Here is a 15,949-nt window from a genome sequence, read left to right on the forward strand (position 1 = left end):
CGACCGGACGGGCTAGGGTCTTCGGATGGTCGCCCGCGCTCTCGCCATCGCCGCGCTGGTCGTGGTGACGGCGATCGCAGGATCGTCCGCGGTCGCGTCCGACGGAGCGTCGCGCGCTGGCACCGCACCCGCGCCTGCCGCGGCCTCCGGCCGAGCTGCCGATGCCGCTCCCGCCGAGCGCGCCACGCTGCCGGGCCTCGACGTCAGCGCCTACCAGCACGGCGTGAACTGGCGGAAGGCCTCCGCGAAGGGGGCCCGCTTCGCATACGTCAAGGCGACCGAGGGCGTCCGGTACACGAGCGCCCGCTTCCGCGAGCAGTACACCGGGGCCGCTCGCGCCGGACTCGCCCGGGGCGCGTTCCACTTCGCGAAGCCGAACGCGTCGACCGCCGTCGCGCAGGCGGAGTACTTCGTGCGGGCACTTCGCACCGTCGACGGCGACCGCGCGACCGGCTCCGCGACGCTGCCGCCCCTCGTCGACCTCGAGTACGACCCCTACGTGCGGACCGACGGCACCGACTCCTGCTGGGGGCTGACGCCGAAGCAGATGGTCGTGTGGGTGTCGTCGTTCGTCGACACCGTCACCGGGCTGACGGGCAGGATGCCCGCGATCTACACCACGACCGACTGGTGGAAGCGGTGCACGTCGAACAGCCCCGACTTCGGGCAGAACCCGCTGTTCCTGGCCCGGTACGTCGACGATCCCGCGAGCGGTCCCGGCGCCCTGCCCGCCGGCTGGGACCACTGGACGATCTGGCAGTACACCAGCCGGGGCTCCCGGTACGCCGGAGTGACCGACGGGAAGAAGGGCGACACCCCGGCCTCCGACGAAGACCTCTTCGCCGGGTCGGCGGCCGAGCTGCGCGCGCTCGCGGAGGCGCGCTTCGACGACGTGACCGGGCTGGATCCTGCGTATCCCGCCATCGTCTCCGGCTGACGGAGGTGTTGGCGGGGCTCCGGAGGGGTGCCGACTACGGCGGGCACCCGCCGAAGCACCGGCCAGCACACGCCCACACAGCCGCCCCGAGCACCGATCCGGGAGCGCTCCCAACGGGGTTCAGACGTGTCCTCCGAGTGCAGGACACCCTCACCCGCGGGGTAGACAGCCTCACCTGCCCCGGACAGGGGTGTTGCGGATGGGTGAGAAGAGGGTGATAGTCGAAGCATCCGCCTCTTTGACGATTGGAAATCCGACGTGCTCTCCCTGTTCCAGACCCTCGCGCGCCCGGTGTTCCGCGGCCGCTTCGCGGGGGTCGGAGGGCGCCTGACGATGCCCCGTCCGGAGGACGCCCCCCGGGCGCACGCCCCCGGCATCGAGCCCGACCGCATCCTGGTGTTCGGCAACGGCGCCGCCGTCGGCTGGGGCGTCCGCAGCCACGACCTCGCCCTGCCCGGCCACCTCGCGCGCCAGGTGTCGGGCCTCACCGGCCGGGGCGTCGACGTCGACCTCGTGGCCGACCCGATCATCACGGTCGCGACAGCTGCGCGCCTGATCCCCGAGCCGCGCCTCGCGACGTACGACGCGATCGTGATCGTGATCGGCATGAGCGACGCGCTCCGGATGACGTCGGTCCGGACATGGCGCCGCCACCTCGCCGACCTGCTCGACCGCTTCACCGCCGCCCGCGACGACGGAGCCGGCGTCTTCGTCGTCGGCCTCCTGCCGCCGTCGTCGCTCAAGATCTTCTCCCTCAAGGAGGGCAACGCCGCCGATGCGAGTGCGGCCCGCCTCAACGCCGTGTCGCAGGAGCTCTGCGACGAGCGCGAGGGCGTCCACTTCGTGAAGACCCCCGAGCGCTCCCACGAGCCGGTGGCCGACCGGATGCACGTCGCCCCCGACATCTTCAAGTCGATGGCCGTCACCCTCGCCGTCGACCTGGCCCCCCTCCTCGACACGCGGTTCGCCGCCGGCCGTCAGGCCTGCCCGCTCCGGGTCCGCGCCCAGAGCGACGAGGAGCGCCTCGCCGCGATCCGCCGGCTGTGCATCCTCGACTCCCGGCCCGAGAAGCGCTTCGACGAGATCGTGGAGCGGGCCCGCATCCTGCTCGGCACCTCCGGCGCCGCCTTCTCGCTGGTCGACCAGGACCGCGTCTGGAACAAGGCCGTCGCCGGGACGGCCGTCGTCGAGAGCCCGCTCCGCGGCGCGATGTGCGCCGAGACGATCAAGGGCAACGGCTCGCTGATCGTCCCCGACGTGTGGAGCGACGACCGCTTCGTGACGCACCCGTCCGTCCGCTTCTACGCCGGGTACCCGGTCGAGACGCCCGACGGCATCCGGGTCGGCGCGCTGTGCGTCACCGATCCTGCGCCCCGTCCGGTCGACAGCGTCGACCTCGTCCTGCTCCGCGAGCTCGCCCTCGCCGTGCAGCGCGAGCTGGCTCAGAGGGCCGCGCCGGTCGGCGTCTAGCCGATCGGGCCCGTCCCGCCGAGCCCGTCCAGCCCGCCTCCCTCGACGAACTCGCGGTGCATCGCGGTCTGCGACAGTGCCGAGTACAGCGTGAACCCGCGGAGCCCGGCGAAGCCGGCGGTCCAGGTCAGCCGGGTCGCGATGTCCCAGACCGGCGTCGCAGGATCCCGCCCCACGATCGCCGCGACCTCCCTCGTCCGCGCGAGATGGTGCTCCGCCGACTCCCGCGCCCGCTCGCCGAGGCCGGAGAAGCGGTACCCGTGCCCCGGCAGCGCCTCGTGGTCGCCGGCCTCCGCCACCCGCTCGATGCTCCGGAGGTAGTCGGCCAGCGGATTCGTGTCGGTCGGTCCGCCGAGTCCGAGCCCTGCGAAGAGGTGCGGGAGCACGTGGTCGCCGGTGAACACGACGCCTCGCCGGTCGTCGCGGAGGCTGAGGTGCCCGGGGGTGTGGCCGGGCGTGTGCAGCACGACGAGCTCGAAGCCGGGGATGTCGAGGACGGCGCCGTCGTCGAGCAGGCGGTCGGGCCGTGGCCTCTCCGCGGAAGAGGCCCCCGCGGCGGGAGCGTCGCCGACGGCCAGCGCGAGCAGCTCGTCGCGCCGCTCGGCCGGCACGCTCCAGGCGTCGGCCTGCCGCTCGAGGCGCGCCCGGTCGGGGCGGTGCTCGCCCAGGGCCGCGAGAGCCCGCGCCTCGGCCGGGTGGAGCTGCAGGATCGCGCCGGAGGCGTCCCGGATCCTGCTCGCCATCCCGAGGTGGTCCGGGTGCAGGTGCGTCGCCGTCAGGGTCCGGACGTCGGTGACCGCTGCATCGATGGCACCGAGGGCGCGGACGAACGAGTCCCAGTCGTCGTCGCCGTCGGAACCGGGGTCGATCACGTGGACGCCGCCGTCGGTGTCGCGCAGGAGATACAGGAACGAGTACGGCAGCTGCTCGCCGGGCATCGGCTGGGCGAGCGCCCAGACGTCGTCGCGGACCTGCTCCAGCGGGGGCACGCGCCGCGCGTCCGAGGCCTCGGACTGCGTCCGGCTCGTCGCCCTCACGAGCGCGCCCCGGCGAGGGTCGCGGCGAGCAGGGCCCCGGCGCGCTCCAGGTGGGGCAGCGGCGCGGCGATGGCCGCGGCCGACGATCCGGCGAGCTCTGTCAGCGAGACCGCTGCGGCGAAGTCGTCGGTCGGCGACTCGATGGAGCCGGCCACGAGGAGGGCCGGCACCGAGGCCGCCCGGGCCGCAGCGACGACGAACGAGGGCACCTTGCCCGCCGCCGACTGCGCGTCGAAGCGCCCCTCGCCGGTGACGACGGCATCGGCACCGCGGAGGGCGTCGCCCAGCCGCACGGTCTCCGCGACCACGGCGGCGCCCGGGGCGAGCGACGCGCCCCAGGCCAGGAGCCCGAAGCCCGTCCCGCCCGCGGCTCCGGCGCCCGGCGTCTCGGCAGAGCCCGGCACGAGGGCGGCGAACCGCGCCAGCGCGGTCTCCATGGCCGCCATGTCGTCGGGTGTCGCCCCCTTCTGCGGTCCGAAGACGGCCGCCGCCCCGAGCTGCCCGAGGAGCGGGTTCACGACATCCGAGACGACCACCGCGCCGCGGGGCGGGAGGGCGGCGAGGCCGGCGAGATCGACCGAGGCGATCTCGGCCAGCCCCCGGGCTCCCGGTCCGACAGGTCGACCGTCGGCCGTGAGCAGCTCGGCCCCGAGGGCCTGCAGGGCGCCGGCCCCGCCGTCGGTGGAGCAGCTGGAGCCGATCGCGAGCAGGAGCCTCGTCGCACCAGCCGCGAGGGCGTCCGCGACGGCCTCGCCGAATCCGCGGGTCGTGGCATCCTGCGCGCGCAGCCGGTCGGGATCGAGCAGCGTGATCCCGCTCGTCGACGCCAGCTCGACCACCGCCGTGCCGTCGGGCAGGAGGAGCCAGCTCGCGTCGACCGGGTCGCCCAGGGGGCCGGTGACGCGCACCTCCCGGCGGACGGACCCGGGCACCGCGGCCTCGAACGCATCGAGCGTGCCCTCGCCGCCGTCGGCCATCGGCAGGAGGACGAGCTCGTCGCCCGGACGGGCCGACGACCAGCCGGCGGCGATCGCGGAGGCGGCCTCCCGGGCGTCGGCGGAGCCCTTGAACGAGTCGGGGGCGACGATGATCCTCATGGTCCGAGAGTAGAGGGGAGCGGTACGATCGGCTCAGCAGCCCAGCGTGGGGCGGAGGCTGACCGACAGACCGACAGGGCTGCAGACCGAGAGGGCTGCCCGGCGGTTCGACAGGGGAGCATCCCGTGGCGAGAGATCAGCATCCGAAGCAGGAGCGGGCTCAGGCCACTCGGGCTGCCATCGTCCTCGCCGCCGCGACCGTCTTCGCCCGGCGCGGCTACGCGCGGACCACCCTCGACGAGGTCGCCGTCGCCGCCGGCGTCACGAAGGGCGCCCTCTACTTCCACTTCTCCTCGAAGCACGACCTGGCCGACGCCGTCATCGAGGAGGAGACCAGGATCACGTCCGAGCGAGCACAGGCGACTCTCGCCGAGGGGCGCCCCGGCCTCGAGACGCTGGTGCGGCTCACCCTCGGCTTCACGATCGAGATCGTCGACGACGTCGTCGTCGCGGCCGGGGTGCGGCTGACCACGGAGGAGCTCGGCGACGAGCTGCACGTGCACCTGCCGTACGAGATGTGGGCGGAGGTCTACCTCGGCCTCCTGCGGCGGGGCGTGGACGAGGGCCAGCTGAGGTCCGACCTCGACCCCGAGAAGGTGGCGCGGTTCCTCGTCGCCGCGTTCACCGGCGTCCAGTCCGTCTCGAACGTCCTCACCGGACGGGCGGACCTCGTGCCCCGGGTGCGCGAGATGTGGGAGACCCTGCTGCCCGCGATCTGCGCGCCGGAGCAACTCGACGGGTGCAGGCACCTGCCGGAGCTGATCACGCGCTGATCCTGCGCGGCTCCCGCTCGTCGAGGTGTCGACCGATCGGTTGACGGGCGACAGAGCCGATCCACTGTTCCCCCGGACGCCCTGTCCGCGCGATCCTTGAGCCATGACCGAACCAGCGCACGTGAGCGTGCGAGACCTGCGGAAGACCTACGGCGCATTCGACGCCGTGTCGGGGGTGAGCTTCGAGATCCAGCGGGGCGAGACCTTCGCCCTCCTCGGCCCCAACGGAGCCGGCAAGAGCACGACCATCGAGATCCTCGAGGGCTACCGCGACCGCACCTCGGGCGACGTCACCGTGCTCGGCGTCGACCCGCAGACGGCGGGCCGCGACTGGCGGGCGCGGATCGGCATGGTGCTCCAGTCGAGCGGCGAGAGCGGCAACGTCACCGTGCGTGAGCAGGTGTCGCACTTCGCCCGCCTCTACCCGCACCCGCGGGACGTCGAGGAGACGATCGCCGCCGTCGGCCTGACCGAGAAGGCGGGCACCAGGATCAAGGCGCTCTCCGGCGGTCAGAGGCGCCGCGTCGACGTCGCGCTCGGCGTGATCGGCAGGCCCGAGCTGCTCTTCCTCGACGAGCCGACGACGGGCTTCGACCCGGAGGCGAGGCGGGGGTTCTGGGAGCTGATCCGCTCGCTCAAGCGCGAGGGGACGACGATCCTGCTGACCACCCACTACCTCGACGAGGCCGCGCAGCTGAGCGATCGCGCCGGCGTCATCGCCGGAGGCAGCCTGATCGACATCGGCCGCATCGACGAGATCGGCGGGCAGGATGCGCGGACCCCGATGGTCCGCTGGCTCGACGCGGACGGTGCTCACGTCGAGCGCACCCTCGAGCCCGCGGCCCTCGTGGCCCGGCTCCACGCGGCCCTCGGCGACGGGCTCCGCGACCTCGAGGTCGTCCGCCCGAGCCTCGAGGACGTCTACCTCGACCTCGTCCAGGCGGCAGCGCCTGTTCCCGCACTCGAAGGAGAACCCGCATGAACGCCCTCGCCATCGGCCTCGACCGCGCCCGCTACGAGACCCGGGTCTACTTCCGGCAGGGCGACACGATCCTGTTCACGTTCCTGTTCCCGATCATCATGCTCACGATCTTCTCGGTCGCCTTCAGCTCGGCCGGTGACATCGGCACCCGCCCGGACGGCTCGGGCGGAGTGACCCCCGCCGCCTTCTACCTGCCAGGGATGATCGCCGCCGGGATCCTGCTCTCCGGAGTCCAGAACCTGGCCGTCGACATCGCGGTCGAGCGCGGCGACGGCACGCTCAAACGCCTCGCCGGCACCCCTCTGCCGGTCGTGTCGTACTTCATCGGCAAGCTCGGGCAGGTCTTCGCGACGTCGGTGCTGCAGGTGATCCTGCTGATCCTGATCGCGCACTTCGCCTTCTCGGTCGACCTGCCCACCTCGGCCGACAAGTGGTTCAGCTTCGTCTGGATCTACGTGCTCGGCATGATCACGTCGGCGGTCCTCGGGATCGCGCTCTCGCGGGTGCCGCGCTCGGGCAAGAGCGCCACGGCGGTCATCATCCCGATCGTGCTGGTGCTGCAGTTCGTCAGCGGCGTCTACCTGCAGTTCTCGATGCTCCCGGACTGGCTGCAGAATGTCGCGTCGGTGTTCCCGCTGAAGTGGATCGCTCAGGGGACGCGCTCCGTCTTCCTGCCCGCCGGGTTCGCCTCGCAGGAGCAGGGCGGCGACTGGAACCTCGCCGGCGTCGCGATCGCGCTCGGCATCTGGTTCGTCGTCGGGGTGGCGGCGGCGCTCGCGACCTTCCGCTGGATCCGGAAGGACACCTGACGGACGGTCTCGACCGTCGGGGTCGCTCGCGACCGCGTCCGCCCGCGGTCGGGAACGGCCTCCGCGGTCGGGAGGGACCGGCTGCCTGGCTGAGCCGCTAGAGCGCCAGCCGCGACCAGCGGCCGCCGTCGCGCCGGGTGAGGGCGGTGCCGGTCACCTCGGCGAGCGGCGCCGTGCTCCGGGCGACGCTGTCGGCGACCCGGGCCGCCGCGTGGTCGTCGTCGGACGTGAAGCGGACCGTGATCCTGGCCTCGCCGCGCACCACCGCGACGTCGCGCGCCTCGACGACGACGACCTCGGCGGCCGAGTCGGCGGCGGTCGGCAGGATCACCGTCGGGTCGACGCCCGGGGCGAGCCGGCCGATCGAGAGGGTCACCCGGTACGACGCCACTAGCGCGCGTGCCCGGCGAGGCGCTGCACCAGCGACTGCCTCACGGTCGGCCACTCGCCGTCGATCACCGAGAAGACCACGGTGTCGCGGATGGTGCCGTCGGGCCAGACACGGTGGTTCCGCAGGACGCCGTCCTGCTTCGCGCCGAGGCGGGCGACGGCCGCGCGCGACTGTTGGTTGTGCCAGTGGACCCGGAACTCGACCGCGATGCAGCCGAGGCTCTCGAACGCGTGGGTCAGGAGGAGGAGCTTCGCCTCGGTGTTGATGCCGGTGCGCTGCGCTGCCCGCCCGAGCCAGGTGGAGCCGATCTCGAGGCGGCGGTGCGCCGGCTCGAGGTTGAGCACCGTCGTGATGCCGACGGCCCGGCCGGTCGCCGTGTCGACGACGGCCCACGGCACGCTGGCCCCCTCGGCGTGTGCCGCCATCCGCGCCTCGATGTCGGCGCTCATGCGCTCGGGGCTCGCGATGTGGGTCGCGTACCAGGTCTTCCAGAGCTCGCCCTCGCGCACGGCGTCGGCGAGGTCCGGCGCGTGCTCCGGGGCGAGCGGCTCGAGGACGACGCGGTCTCCGGTCAGGGCGGGCTGCGAGGTGAACTCCATGGCTCCGACCCTAGGGGCAGGCGGCCGCCCGGCACGAGCGCCGTCAGTCGTAGGTGCGGAGCAGGCGCCAGAGGGAGTTGTACGGCTCGCGCGACACGTCGAACACGTGGGTGTCGCCCCGCTCGGAGGTGGCCTGGAACCGCCACGACTCGCGGGGCTCGAGGGGGTGCGTGATCCTGGGATCGAAGACCTGCTCGGTCTGCCACCCCGGGAACGTCGGGGTGAGGCGCGTGGGCACGTCGCTGACCCGGTAGCGCTCGGATCGCCAGACGAGGCGCTGCGGCACGCCGTCGTCGGAGACCCACACGGTCACGGACTCGTCGACCCGGGTCATGGTGGTCACCCTGCTCCTCTCATTCGAACGTGTGTTCGATAGAAGGGCACTCTACGTCGCGCTCCCGCGACTCGCCAAGCGCGAGATCCGCCCGAGCAGGATCGGGTGTCTGGTCGAGCAGGATCGGGGCATCCGGTCGAGCAGGATCAGGAGGCGCGCTCGATCGGATCGCCCGTCGTCAGCTGCCAGAGCGCGACGCCGTGCAGCCCGATCGACTTCGCGTAGTTCGACCGGACGGTGAGCGACCGGCCATCCGACCACCAGAGGACGGTGCCGTTCTGCAGCTTGGCGGTCCACTCGCCCTGCGCCGCCACCCAGCTGGCCCGCGACCCTGCCTTCTTGCGGGCCGCGGCCGGGCTGAGCACGCCGCCGCCGCCGCTGGTCGTCCAGCTGTAGCCGTAGCCGGCGACACCGAGGTCGACCTTCTTGGCCGACACGACCGAGGTCAGAGCGGCCACGACCTGCTTGGCCCAGGGGAGCCCGCCGACCGGCCCGGCGGAGCTGAAGCCGCTGCCGTGCTCGTCGTAGGCCATGACGACGAAGCGGTCGACCAGGGGCTCGAGGCTCTTCAGGTCGTAGCCGGCCGACTCGTACGCGGCCGGGCTCGTCTCGGCCATCACGGCGATCGAGATGGTGGCGCGCTCCGGAAGCGCGGCCCGGAGCTCGGTGACGAACGACACGAGATCGTCGGCGTTCTGGGCCGAGAGGTACTCGAGGTCGAGCCCGATGCCGTCGTAGCCGCCGTGCTCCACCTCGGAGGCGAGACCCGAGATGACGAACGACCGGTTCTCGGCGCTCGACAGCATCTTCGTGGCGATCGCGCCGCTGAAGTCGCCCTTGTCGGGGTCGATGTTGTTGACGAGGAGCTCCGACTTCTTGCCGTCCTTCTTCGCGCGGGCGGCGATCGCCAGCGCCTCGTTCGACGAGGCGGCGACTCCCTCGCCCTCGGGCGTCAGGCTCACGCCCGAGATGCCGACGAGGTCGATCGCCGAGCGATCGCGCTGCAGGGCGGTGAGGGTGGCGGCGCTCGCGACGCCGTAGCCCTCGACCGACAGCTGCGCCGGGACGGTCGCGACGTGCGAGTCGCTGCCTGCCGCACCCGAGCATCCTGCGGTCAGGAGGACGGCGGCCACGGCCAGACCGCCGATCACGGCTCGGGAGGCGCGCTGACGGGTCATGCGACGAGGGTAGCGGGGGAGGCGAGGGCCCCGCTGAGACCGCCGGCCCAGAGATGGCACTCGCGCCGCCGGAAGGCCGCCGAGGCGGACTCGGCCCTCCGAACCCCCTCTCGAGTACCCCCACTTCGGGGCGCACAGCCGAGGGCGGGCGTGAATCCCGCGCAGGATCGCGACGGCGCAGGCCGGTCGAAAAGGGGTCGGATCCGCTCGTCGGAAGACCCCGTTCGAGGGACGATGCGGCGTCTGTCACGCCCCGAGGGGCACAGAATCAGGGTACAAACGCCGTCTGTGTCCGCAGGATGGAGGACATGACCGTGTGCCCGCGTCAGTGCTCCGGGCGGAACCTGCGGCAGTCGCAGAGTGCGCAGTCGGTGCCGCGCCGGTAGTGCTCGTGAGCCTCGTGGACGTGCCCGCAGACGCACAGGGCGTTCGGCGACGGCTCGGTGGGCATCGGTCGTCCTGTTCGCTCGGGGGCTGGTCGCAAGGGCTGGTTGCGGAGGCTGGAGGAGCCCCCGCGACTCGAAAGCCAATATATCACACCCCGGCACCTGCTGAACAGCTCCGTCTACCTCGGGGTACACGCTTGTCCTCCTCGGTGCCGACCCGTGTCCTCCACGCTGCCCACAGAAAGGGGTACGACGACCTCTGGGACGAGCGGGTGATCTCCTGCGATTCTCGAAAACCACCCCCCATACGCGGGGGTTCTGTGACGGGTCTGCGCGAAGCTAGGTTGACACCACCCGAAGACGGGACGGCACCGGATCCCACTCCGGCCGCCTCGTCGAGGAGAAGAACCACCCCGACGTTCTCTCCCGCTCAGTCGACGACGACCCGACACACAGTCGTCGCTGCGCGCAAAACACGAGTTACCACGCCCCCGCATCGCCTAACCCGAAAAGGCCTCCCCCCATGGCTCTCCGCTCTGCCCTGCGCTCCTCCAACCCGACCATCTCGATCATCGTCCCCACCCGGAACGAGGCCAAGAACCTCGAGGTGATCCTGCCCCAGCTCCCCGACGTGCACGAGGTCATCCTCGTCGACGGCAACTCGGTCGACGGTACCGTCGAGACCGCTCTCCGCGTCCTCCCGAGCATCAAGATCGTCCACCAGACCCGCAAGGGCAAGGGGAACGCCCTGGCCTGCGGCTTCGAGGCCGCCACCGGCGACATCATCGTCATGTTCGACGCCGACGGCTCGGCCGACCCGAAAGAGATCCCCGCCTTCATCGACACCCTGGTGAAGGGCGCCGACGTCGCCAAGGGCAGCCGCTTCCGCAAGGGCGGCGGCTCGGAAGACCTCACCCTCTTCCGCTCGACCGGCAACCACGGCCTCAACATGATCTGCAACGTCCTGCTCGGCACGAAGTACTCCGACCTCTGCTACGGCTACAACGCCTTCTGGCGCGACGTCCTCCCCGCCATCGACCTGCTCCCCTCGACGCTCCCCGCGCCGGCCGGCGGCGGCATGCTCTGGGGCGACGGCTTCGAGATCGAGACGATCCTCACCTGCCGTTTCGCGGCCGCCAAGCTGCGCGTCACCGAGGTGCCCTCGTTCGAGAAGAACCGCATCCACGGCGAGTCGAACCTCAACGCCATCAGCGACGGCATCCGCGTCCTCAAGACGATCTTCGACGAGAAGCGCCGCGAGAACGCCGCCGTCGCCCGCGTCCGCCGCGAGCCGAACCTCAGCGACGTCGTCACCGCTCCGATCCGCATCGACGCCGAGCAGGAAGTCGCGTGACCACGACCGTCCCCACGGTCAGCGTCATCGTCTGCGCGTACACGCAGCGCCGGTGGCAGGACCTCCAGGACTCCGTCGAGTCGGCGCGAGCGCAGCAGGACACGACCGAGGTCGTCGTCGTCATCGACCACGAGCCCGAGCTCTTCCGCATGGCGAAGGACCGCTGGCCCACCCTCACCGTGATCGAGAACGCCGAGGCCCAGGGCCTCTCCGGCGCCCGGAATACCGGCGTGATCGCCGCCTCGAGCGACGTCATCGCGTTCCTCGACGACGACGCGACGGCCGACGCCGACTGGCTCACCTGGATGCTCGACTCGTTCTCCGACCCGAACGTGGCCGGAGTCGGCGGGTTCGCCGAGCCCGTCTGGCCCGACGCCAAGGGACCGGCCCTCTATCCGGACGAGCTGCTCTGGATCGTCGGCTGCAGCTACGCCGGCCTCCCCACCGGGAGCGCCGACGTCCGCAACGTCATCGGCTGCTCCATGGCCTTCCGGCGCGGCGCGATCCTGGCCGCCGGAGGATTCTCGTCGACCGTCGGCCGCGTGGGCAACATCCCGCTCGGCGGCGAGGAGACCGAGCTCTGCATCCGGATCCGTCAGGCTGATCCTGCCGCCCGCATCGTCTACGAGCCCCTGTCGCTCGTGCACCACCGCGTCTCCGCCGACCGCGGCACCTGGCGCTACCTCCGACGCCGCTCGTTCTACGAGGGGGTCTCGAAGGCCGTGCTCAGCCGCACCCTCGGCCGCACCGACTCGCTCTCGAGCGAGTCGTCGTACCTGACCGGCGTCCTGCCGAAGGCGCTCGTCCGCGAGCTCCGTCAGCTGGGCAACGGCGGCGGCAGGCACGCCCTCGCCATCGTCGTCACGGTCACCGCGACCGTGGCCGGCTACGCGCTGGGCGCCCTCTCCGGTGCCAAGGCCTCGGACGCAGGATCGGTCGCGAAGCAGCTGAAGACCGCCGTGGCCGTCCGATGATCGCCCTCCGCCTCGAGCGGCCGATGGCGAGTCCGGTCGCCCCCGAGTGGTCGGGCGCCGTCTGGATCGGCGCCATCGACGTCGCGGCGCTCGCCGCGGCCGAGGGCGACGCGATCGCGCTCGCCGACAGCGAGGGCTACGCGCTCGCCCGCCTCCTCGTCCGCGACGGCCGCAGCGTGCTCGGATTCGTCGAGCTCCCCGTGGTCGACCTGCCGGAGATCGGCGGCAGCATCGCCGTCGACGACCTGGTCGCGAGGGTCCGCGCGCTGGCCACGCCCGTCGTGCAGCCCGAGCCGATCCACCTGCCCTCCGTCACGGTCGTCGTCTGCACCCGCGACCGCGCGGAGCAGCTGCGCTCCGCCCTCACCTCCGTCCTCGCCATCGACTACCCGGCGTTCGACGTCGTCGTCGTCGACAACGCCGGCGCGACCGACGCGACCCGCGAACTCATCAGGACCGAGTTCACGGACCCGCGCGTGCGCGTCGTCAGCGAGCCGGTGCCCGGCCTCTCCCGTGCCCGGAACACCGGCCTGCTGCAGGCGACGGGCGAGATCGTCGCGTACACCGACGACGACGTGGTGGTCGACAGCCAGTGGCTCCGCGCGCTGGTCGCCGGCTTCGCTCGCTCGAACGACGTCGCCTGTGTCACCGGGCTCGTGCCGAGCGGCGAGCTGCGGACTCCCGTCCAGCGCTACTTCGACGACCGGGTGAGCTGGTCGGCGAACCTGGTGGCCCGCGAGTTCCGCCTCGCCGAGCCGCCCGCCGACCTCCCGACGTTCCCGTTCTCGGTGGGCGAGTACGGCACCGGTGCGAACTTCGCGCTCCGCCGCACCGACCTCCTCGCCCTCGGCGGCTTCGACACCGCCTTCGGCGTCGGGACCCGCACGGGCGGCGGCGAGGACCTCGACATCTTCACCCGCGTCCTGTTCGCAGGATCGGCCCTCGTCGTCGAGCCCTCCGCCCTGGTCTGGCACCGCCACCGCTCCGACCTCGGCGCCCTGCGCGCCCAGGCCGTCGGGTACGGCACCGGCCTCGGCGCCTGGCTGATGAAGGTCGCCCTGACGCCCGCCATGATGAGGGTCGCGATCCGTCGCACGCCCTCCGCCGTCCGTCGACTCGTCGACAAGCGCGGCGGGACCCTCGAGTCCGGCACGGCGGCGGCAGCGACCGGGCCCGAGCTGCAGAAGGCCCCCGAGGTCGACGGCGTCGACTGGGCGAAGGCCGTCTCGAAGGTCGGCTGGGTCGAGCTGCTCAGCGTCGCGAAGGGGCCCGTGCGGTACCTGCGGCAGCGCTGGGACGGCACCGGGCTCATCGATCCGCTGGTCCGTCGGGTGGCGCTCGCGCGCCGCTGACCGCCACCGCCGCCTCCGGGCGGCACCGCCGCGCGGCGATCCTGGCGCGTGGCAACTCACCGACGTGCGCGTCATTCGGCCATGGGAGGCCGGGGGCGGCGCGCACGGCGCGGCCGCTGACGTCGGGACACGTCGGCGTTCACGAGTTGCCACGTACCAGGATCGCCGCGCCCCGCGTTCTCTGGTGCCTGCAAGGAACCCGCACCTAGGCTGGGCCCGGACCGACAATGGCGACAACGCGAAGGACACCACGTGAGCGACTCGACCGGCACCGCATCGCCGCAGCCCGGCTGGTACCCGAACCCCTCCGGAGAGCCCGGCTACCGCTGGTGGGACGGCCGCTCCTGGACCGAGCACGTGCGCGCCCCCGAGCCCCAGGCCCCGCTGCACCAGCACGAGCCGATCCCCCCGAAGGCGCCGACCCCGGCGGCGCAGGCCGATCCTGCGCCCGTCCCGGCGCCGTCGTCGGTCACCGAGCCCGAGACCACCGTGCCGACCGCCGCCCAGGCGGACGACCGCCCGGCGTACGGCGAGCGGATCCCGGGGTACCAGACGCCCGGATCGCAGGCAGCCGGGTCGCAGTCGCCGGCGTCGTACGGGCAGCAGTACGGCCAGGGCCAGCAGGCCTACGGCCAGCAGGGTCAGCAGGCCTACGGCCAGCAGGGCCAGTACGGCCAGGGCCAGCAGGGCTACGGCGCCGTCCCGCAGTACGGCCAGCAGCCTCCCGCCTACGGCGGCCAGCAGAGCTACGGCTACGGCCCGACCAGCTTCCCGAAGGCCCCCGAGGGCGCCAAGATCTACAACGTCTTCATCTGGGCGATCGTCGCCCTCCCGGTCCTGTCGATCATCCTGAACCTCATCAGCGTCAGCAGCCTGCAGCCACTGATCGAGGACATCCTGAAGCAGGCCCAGGCGAACCCCGGGGCTCAGACGGTGCCGACCACGCCCGCGACCACCCCGTTCCAGGTCGTGCAGCAGATCCTGAGCATCCTGATCGCCGCCGCGGCCGTCGTCCTCGGCTACTTCGACTGGAAGGCCCTCAAGGCGCAGGGCATCGCGCGGCCGTTCCACTGGGCGTGGGGCTTCTTCGCGCTCATCAGCCCGGTCGTCTACGTCATCGGCCGGTCCGTGGTGGTGCGTCGGCGCGCGGGCCGCGGCCTGCTGCCCATGTGGGTGTCGATCGCGATCCTGGTCATCGGCTTCATCGTGATCCTGACGCTCGTCATCGGCATCTTCTCCGCCGTGGCAGGCAGCCTGCGCTGACGGTCCGCCCGCCGGCCCGACCAGCGACGCAGGCTGGGTGTTCGCTCCGCCCGGAACTCCGCGCGGGGGTACCGTCTGCGGCATGGATCAGCCCACCGAACGAGAAGCAGCAGAGCTCGCGCTCGCCCTCGTCGCCGTGGCCACGGCCTCGGTCGACGGTGGAGCGGACGCTCAGGCCGTCAGCGAGGAGGGCCTCGTCGAGCTCGTCGAGGAGCTGGGCGACGTCCCGCTGACCGAACGGCAGGCGGTGGTCATCGAGACGGTCGGCGCGGCCAGCGCCGCTCTCACGGCCGGGCTCGGTGCCGCCCTGGCCTCCGAGCACGGGCGGCAGACCGAGGAGGTGCTGGGGCTCGCGGCCCGCGCGGTCCTCGACCAGACGGGGGAGCCGGGCGGGCAGGATCGCGGCGACTCCGACAGCGCCCACAGGACCGACAGGTCTGGCACCGCCGGCGACTCGGATCTCCCGGACAGCACCGACTGACGACCCCGGTTCGGGGCGACACGCCGGAGGCCTCTGGAGCAGATCGCGCTCGTGCCGCATGCTTCTGCCAGGTGCTCGACCGGCGCTGCGATCATGGCCGGCGACCACTCTCTCTCCCGCCTCTCTGGTACCTCCGACCCGGACCACAGGGCGCAGGATCAGCCTCCGGGAGGATGCCATTCCGGGCGGCGTGCTGTGGAGTGGAACCACACACGACGAGTTGTGAACGGGGGACGATCAGTGAATGCATACGGGGAGCTCGCACGTGATCTGTGGAGGGCGGCCGATCCGCGGCGGTTCGACGCCATGGAGGGCCGAGAGGCGTTCTTCGGCGAGCTGGGCGCCCGCGTCCAGAACCGCGTGACCGAGCTCATCCCCGTGTTCGCCGGCGACGCCCCGCCCCGTGAACCGGCCCGCTGCCGCGACCTGCGCCTCCGCACCGCGAAGAAGCAGGCCGAAGAGGTCGCGTACCAGGAGCTGATCTTCTCGCAGTCGGTGGTGCCCGCGTCCGAGCTCGTCGAGGCGTGATCCT

General features: G+C 72.3%; 17 protein-coding genes. 11 read left to right on the forward strand and 6 right to left on the reverse strand.

Going from position 1 to position 15,949, the window contains the following annotated elements:
• Positions 1–25: 25 nt before the first annotated feature.
• Positions 26–937, forward strand: a complete 912-nt coding sequence (locus ABD733_RS09370) for a GH25 family lysozyme (RefSeq protein ID WP_344795323.1) — start codon at positions 26–28, stop codon at positions 935–937.
• 258 nt (positions 938–1,195) lie between these two features.
• Positions 1,196–2,407 (forward strand): GAF domain-containing protein, encoded by a 1,212-nt coding sequence (locus ABD733_RS09375; RefSeq protein ID WP_344795324.1) that lies wholly within the window; start codon positions 1,196–1,198, stop codon positions 2,405–2,407.
• Here ABD733_RS09375 and ABD733_RS09380 read toward each other — a convergent pair.
• Together ABD733_RS09380 and ABD733_RS09385 are read right to left on the reverse strand one after the other, a co-directional pair.
• Positions 2,404–3,396: an MBL fold metallo-hydrolase gene (locus ABD733_RS09380; protein ID WP_344795326.1), complete on the reverse strand. Its 993-nt coding sequence runs from the start codon at positions 3,394–3,396 to the stop codon at positions 2,404–2,406. The genes ABD733_RS09375 and ABD733_RS09380 overlap by 4 nt on opposite strands.
• Positions 3,397–3,440: 44 nt before the next feature.
• Complete coding sequence (locus tag ABD733_RS09385; protein WP_344795328.1) at positions 3,441–4,541, reverse strand: glycerate kinase; 1,101 nt, start codon at positions 4,539–4,541, stop codon at positions 3,441–3,443.
• A 125-nt stretch (positions 4,542–4,666) separates the two neighbouring features.
• Here ABD733_RS09385 and ABD733_RS09390 point away from each other — a divergent pair, with 125 nt between their 5' ends.
• The 3 genes from ABD733_RS09390 to ABD733_RS09400 all read left to right on the forward strand — a co-directional run bounded on the left by ABD733_RS09390 (position 4,667) and on the right by ABD733_RS09400 (position 7,105).
• On the forward strand, positions 4,667–5,314 hold the full coding sequence (locus tag ABD733_RS09390) for a ScbR family autoregulator-binding transcription factor (protein WP_344795330.1): 648 nt from the start codon (positions 4,667–4,669) through the stop codon (positions 5,312–5,314).
• Positions 5,315–5,417: 103 nt separating this feature from the next.
• Positions 5,418–6,296: an ABC transporter ATP-binding protein gene (locus ABD733_RS09395; RefSeq protein WP_344795332.1), complete on the forward strand. Its 879-nt coding sequence runs from the start codon at positions 5,418–5,420 to the stop codon at positions 6,294–6,296.
• Positions 6,293–7,105, forward strand: a complete 813-nt coding sequence (locus ABD733_RS09400; protein WP_344795333.1) for an ABC transporter permease — start codon at positions 6,293–6,295, stop codon at positions 7,103–7,105. Before ABD733_RS09395 ends, ABD733_RS09400 begins: the two co-directional genes overlap by 4 nt.
• 97 nt (positions 7,106–7,202) lie before the next feature.
• Here ABD733_RS09400 and ABD733_RS09405 read toward each other — a convergent pair whose 3' ends face one another.
• From ABD733_RS09405 to ABD733_RS09420, 4 genes are all read right to left on the reverse strand, one after another.
• Positions 7,203–7,481: a hypothetical protein gene (locus ABD733_RS09405; RefSeq protein WP_344795335.1), complete on the reverse strand. Its 279-nt coding sequence runs from the start codon at positions 7,479–7,481 to the stop codon at positions 7,203–7,205.
• Positions 7,482–7,495: 14 nt separating this feature from the next.
• Positions 7,496–8,095: a GNAT family N-acetyltransferase gene (locus ABD733_RS09410; protein WP_344795337.1), complete on the reverse strand. Its 600-nt coding sequence runs from the start codon at positions 8,093–8,095 to the stop codon at positions 7,496–7,498.
• 43 nt (positions 8,096–8,138) lie between these two features.
• On the reverse strand, positions 8,139–8,438 hold the full coding sequence (locus ABD733_RS09415; protein ID WP_425552876.1) for a DUF6504 family protein: 300 nt from the start codon (positions 8,436–8,438) through the stop codon (positions 8,139–8,141).
• A gap of 137 nt (positions 8,439–8,575) precedes the next feature.
• Positions 8,576–9,607, reverse strand: coding sequence for a glycosyl hydrolase family 18 protein (locus ABD733_RS09420; protein ID WP_344795339.1), 1,032 nt, complete (start codon positions 9,605–9,607; stop codon positions 8,576–8,578).
• 909 nt (positions 9,608–10,516) lie between these two features.
• Between ABD733_RS09420 and ABD733_RS09425 the strand changes: the two genes are divergently transcribed.
• The 6 genes from ABD733_RS09425 (at position 10,517) to ABD733_RS09450 (ending at position 15,945) form a co-directional block, all read left to right on the forward strand.
• Positions 10,517–11,347: a glycosyltransferase family 2 protein gene (locus ABD733_RS09425; protein ID WP_344795341.1), complete on the forward strand. Its 831-nt coding sequence runs from the start codon at positions 10,517–10,519 to the stop codon at positions 11,345–11,347.
• Positions 11,344–12,321, forward strand: a complete 978-nt coding sequence (locus ABD733_RS09430) for a glycosyltransferase family 2 protein (RefSeq protein ID WP_344795343.1) — start codon at positions 11,344–11,346, stop codon at positions 12,319–12,321. Before ABD733_RS09425 ends, ABD733_RS09430 begins: the two co-directional genes overlap by 4 nt.
• Entirely contained in the window at positions 12,318–13,673 is a 1,356-nt protein-coding gene (locus ABD733_RS09435) for a glycosyltransferase family 2 protein (protein ID WP_344795345.1), read from the forward strand. The genes ABD733_RS09430 and ABD733_RS09435 overlap by 4 nt, the downstream gene beginning before the upstream one ends.
• A 252-nt stretch (positions 13,674–13,925) precedes the next feature.
• Positions 13,926–14,936 (forward strand): DUF2510 domain-containing protein, encoded by a 1,011-nt coding sequence (locus ABD733_RS09440; protein ID WP_344795347.1) that lies wholly within the window; start codon positions 13,926–13,928, stop codon positions 14,934–14,936.
• 82 nt (positions 14,937–15,018) lie between these two features.
• Complete coding sequence (locus ABD733_RS09445; RefSeq protein WP_344795349.1) at positions 15,019–15,417, forward strand: hypothetical protein; 399 nt, start codon at positions 15,019–15,021, stop codon at positions 15,415–15,417.
• A 306-nt stretch (positions 15,418–15,723) separates the two neighbouring features.
• Positions 15,724–15,945 carry a hypothetical protein gene (locus ABD733_RS09450; RefSeq protein ID WP_344795351.1) on the forward strand — a complete coding sequence of 74 codons (222 nt, stop codon included), beginning with the start codon at positions 15,724–15,726 and terminating at the stop codon, positions 15,943–15,945.
• Positions 15,946–15,949: the final 4 nt, after the last annotated feature.

It is taken from the genome of Frondihabitans peucedani (genome assembly GCF_039537585.1).
GTDB classification, from domain to species: Bacteria; Actinomycetota; Actinomycetes; order Actinomycetales; family Microbacteriaceae; genus Frondihabitans; species Frondihabitans peucedani.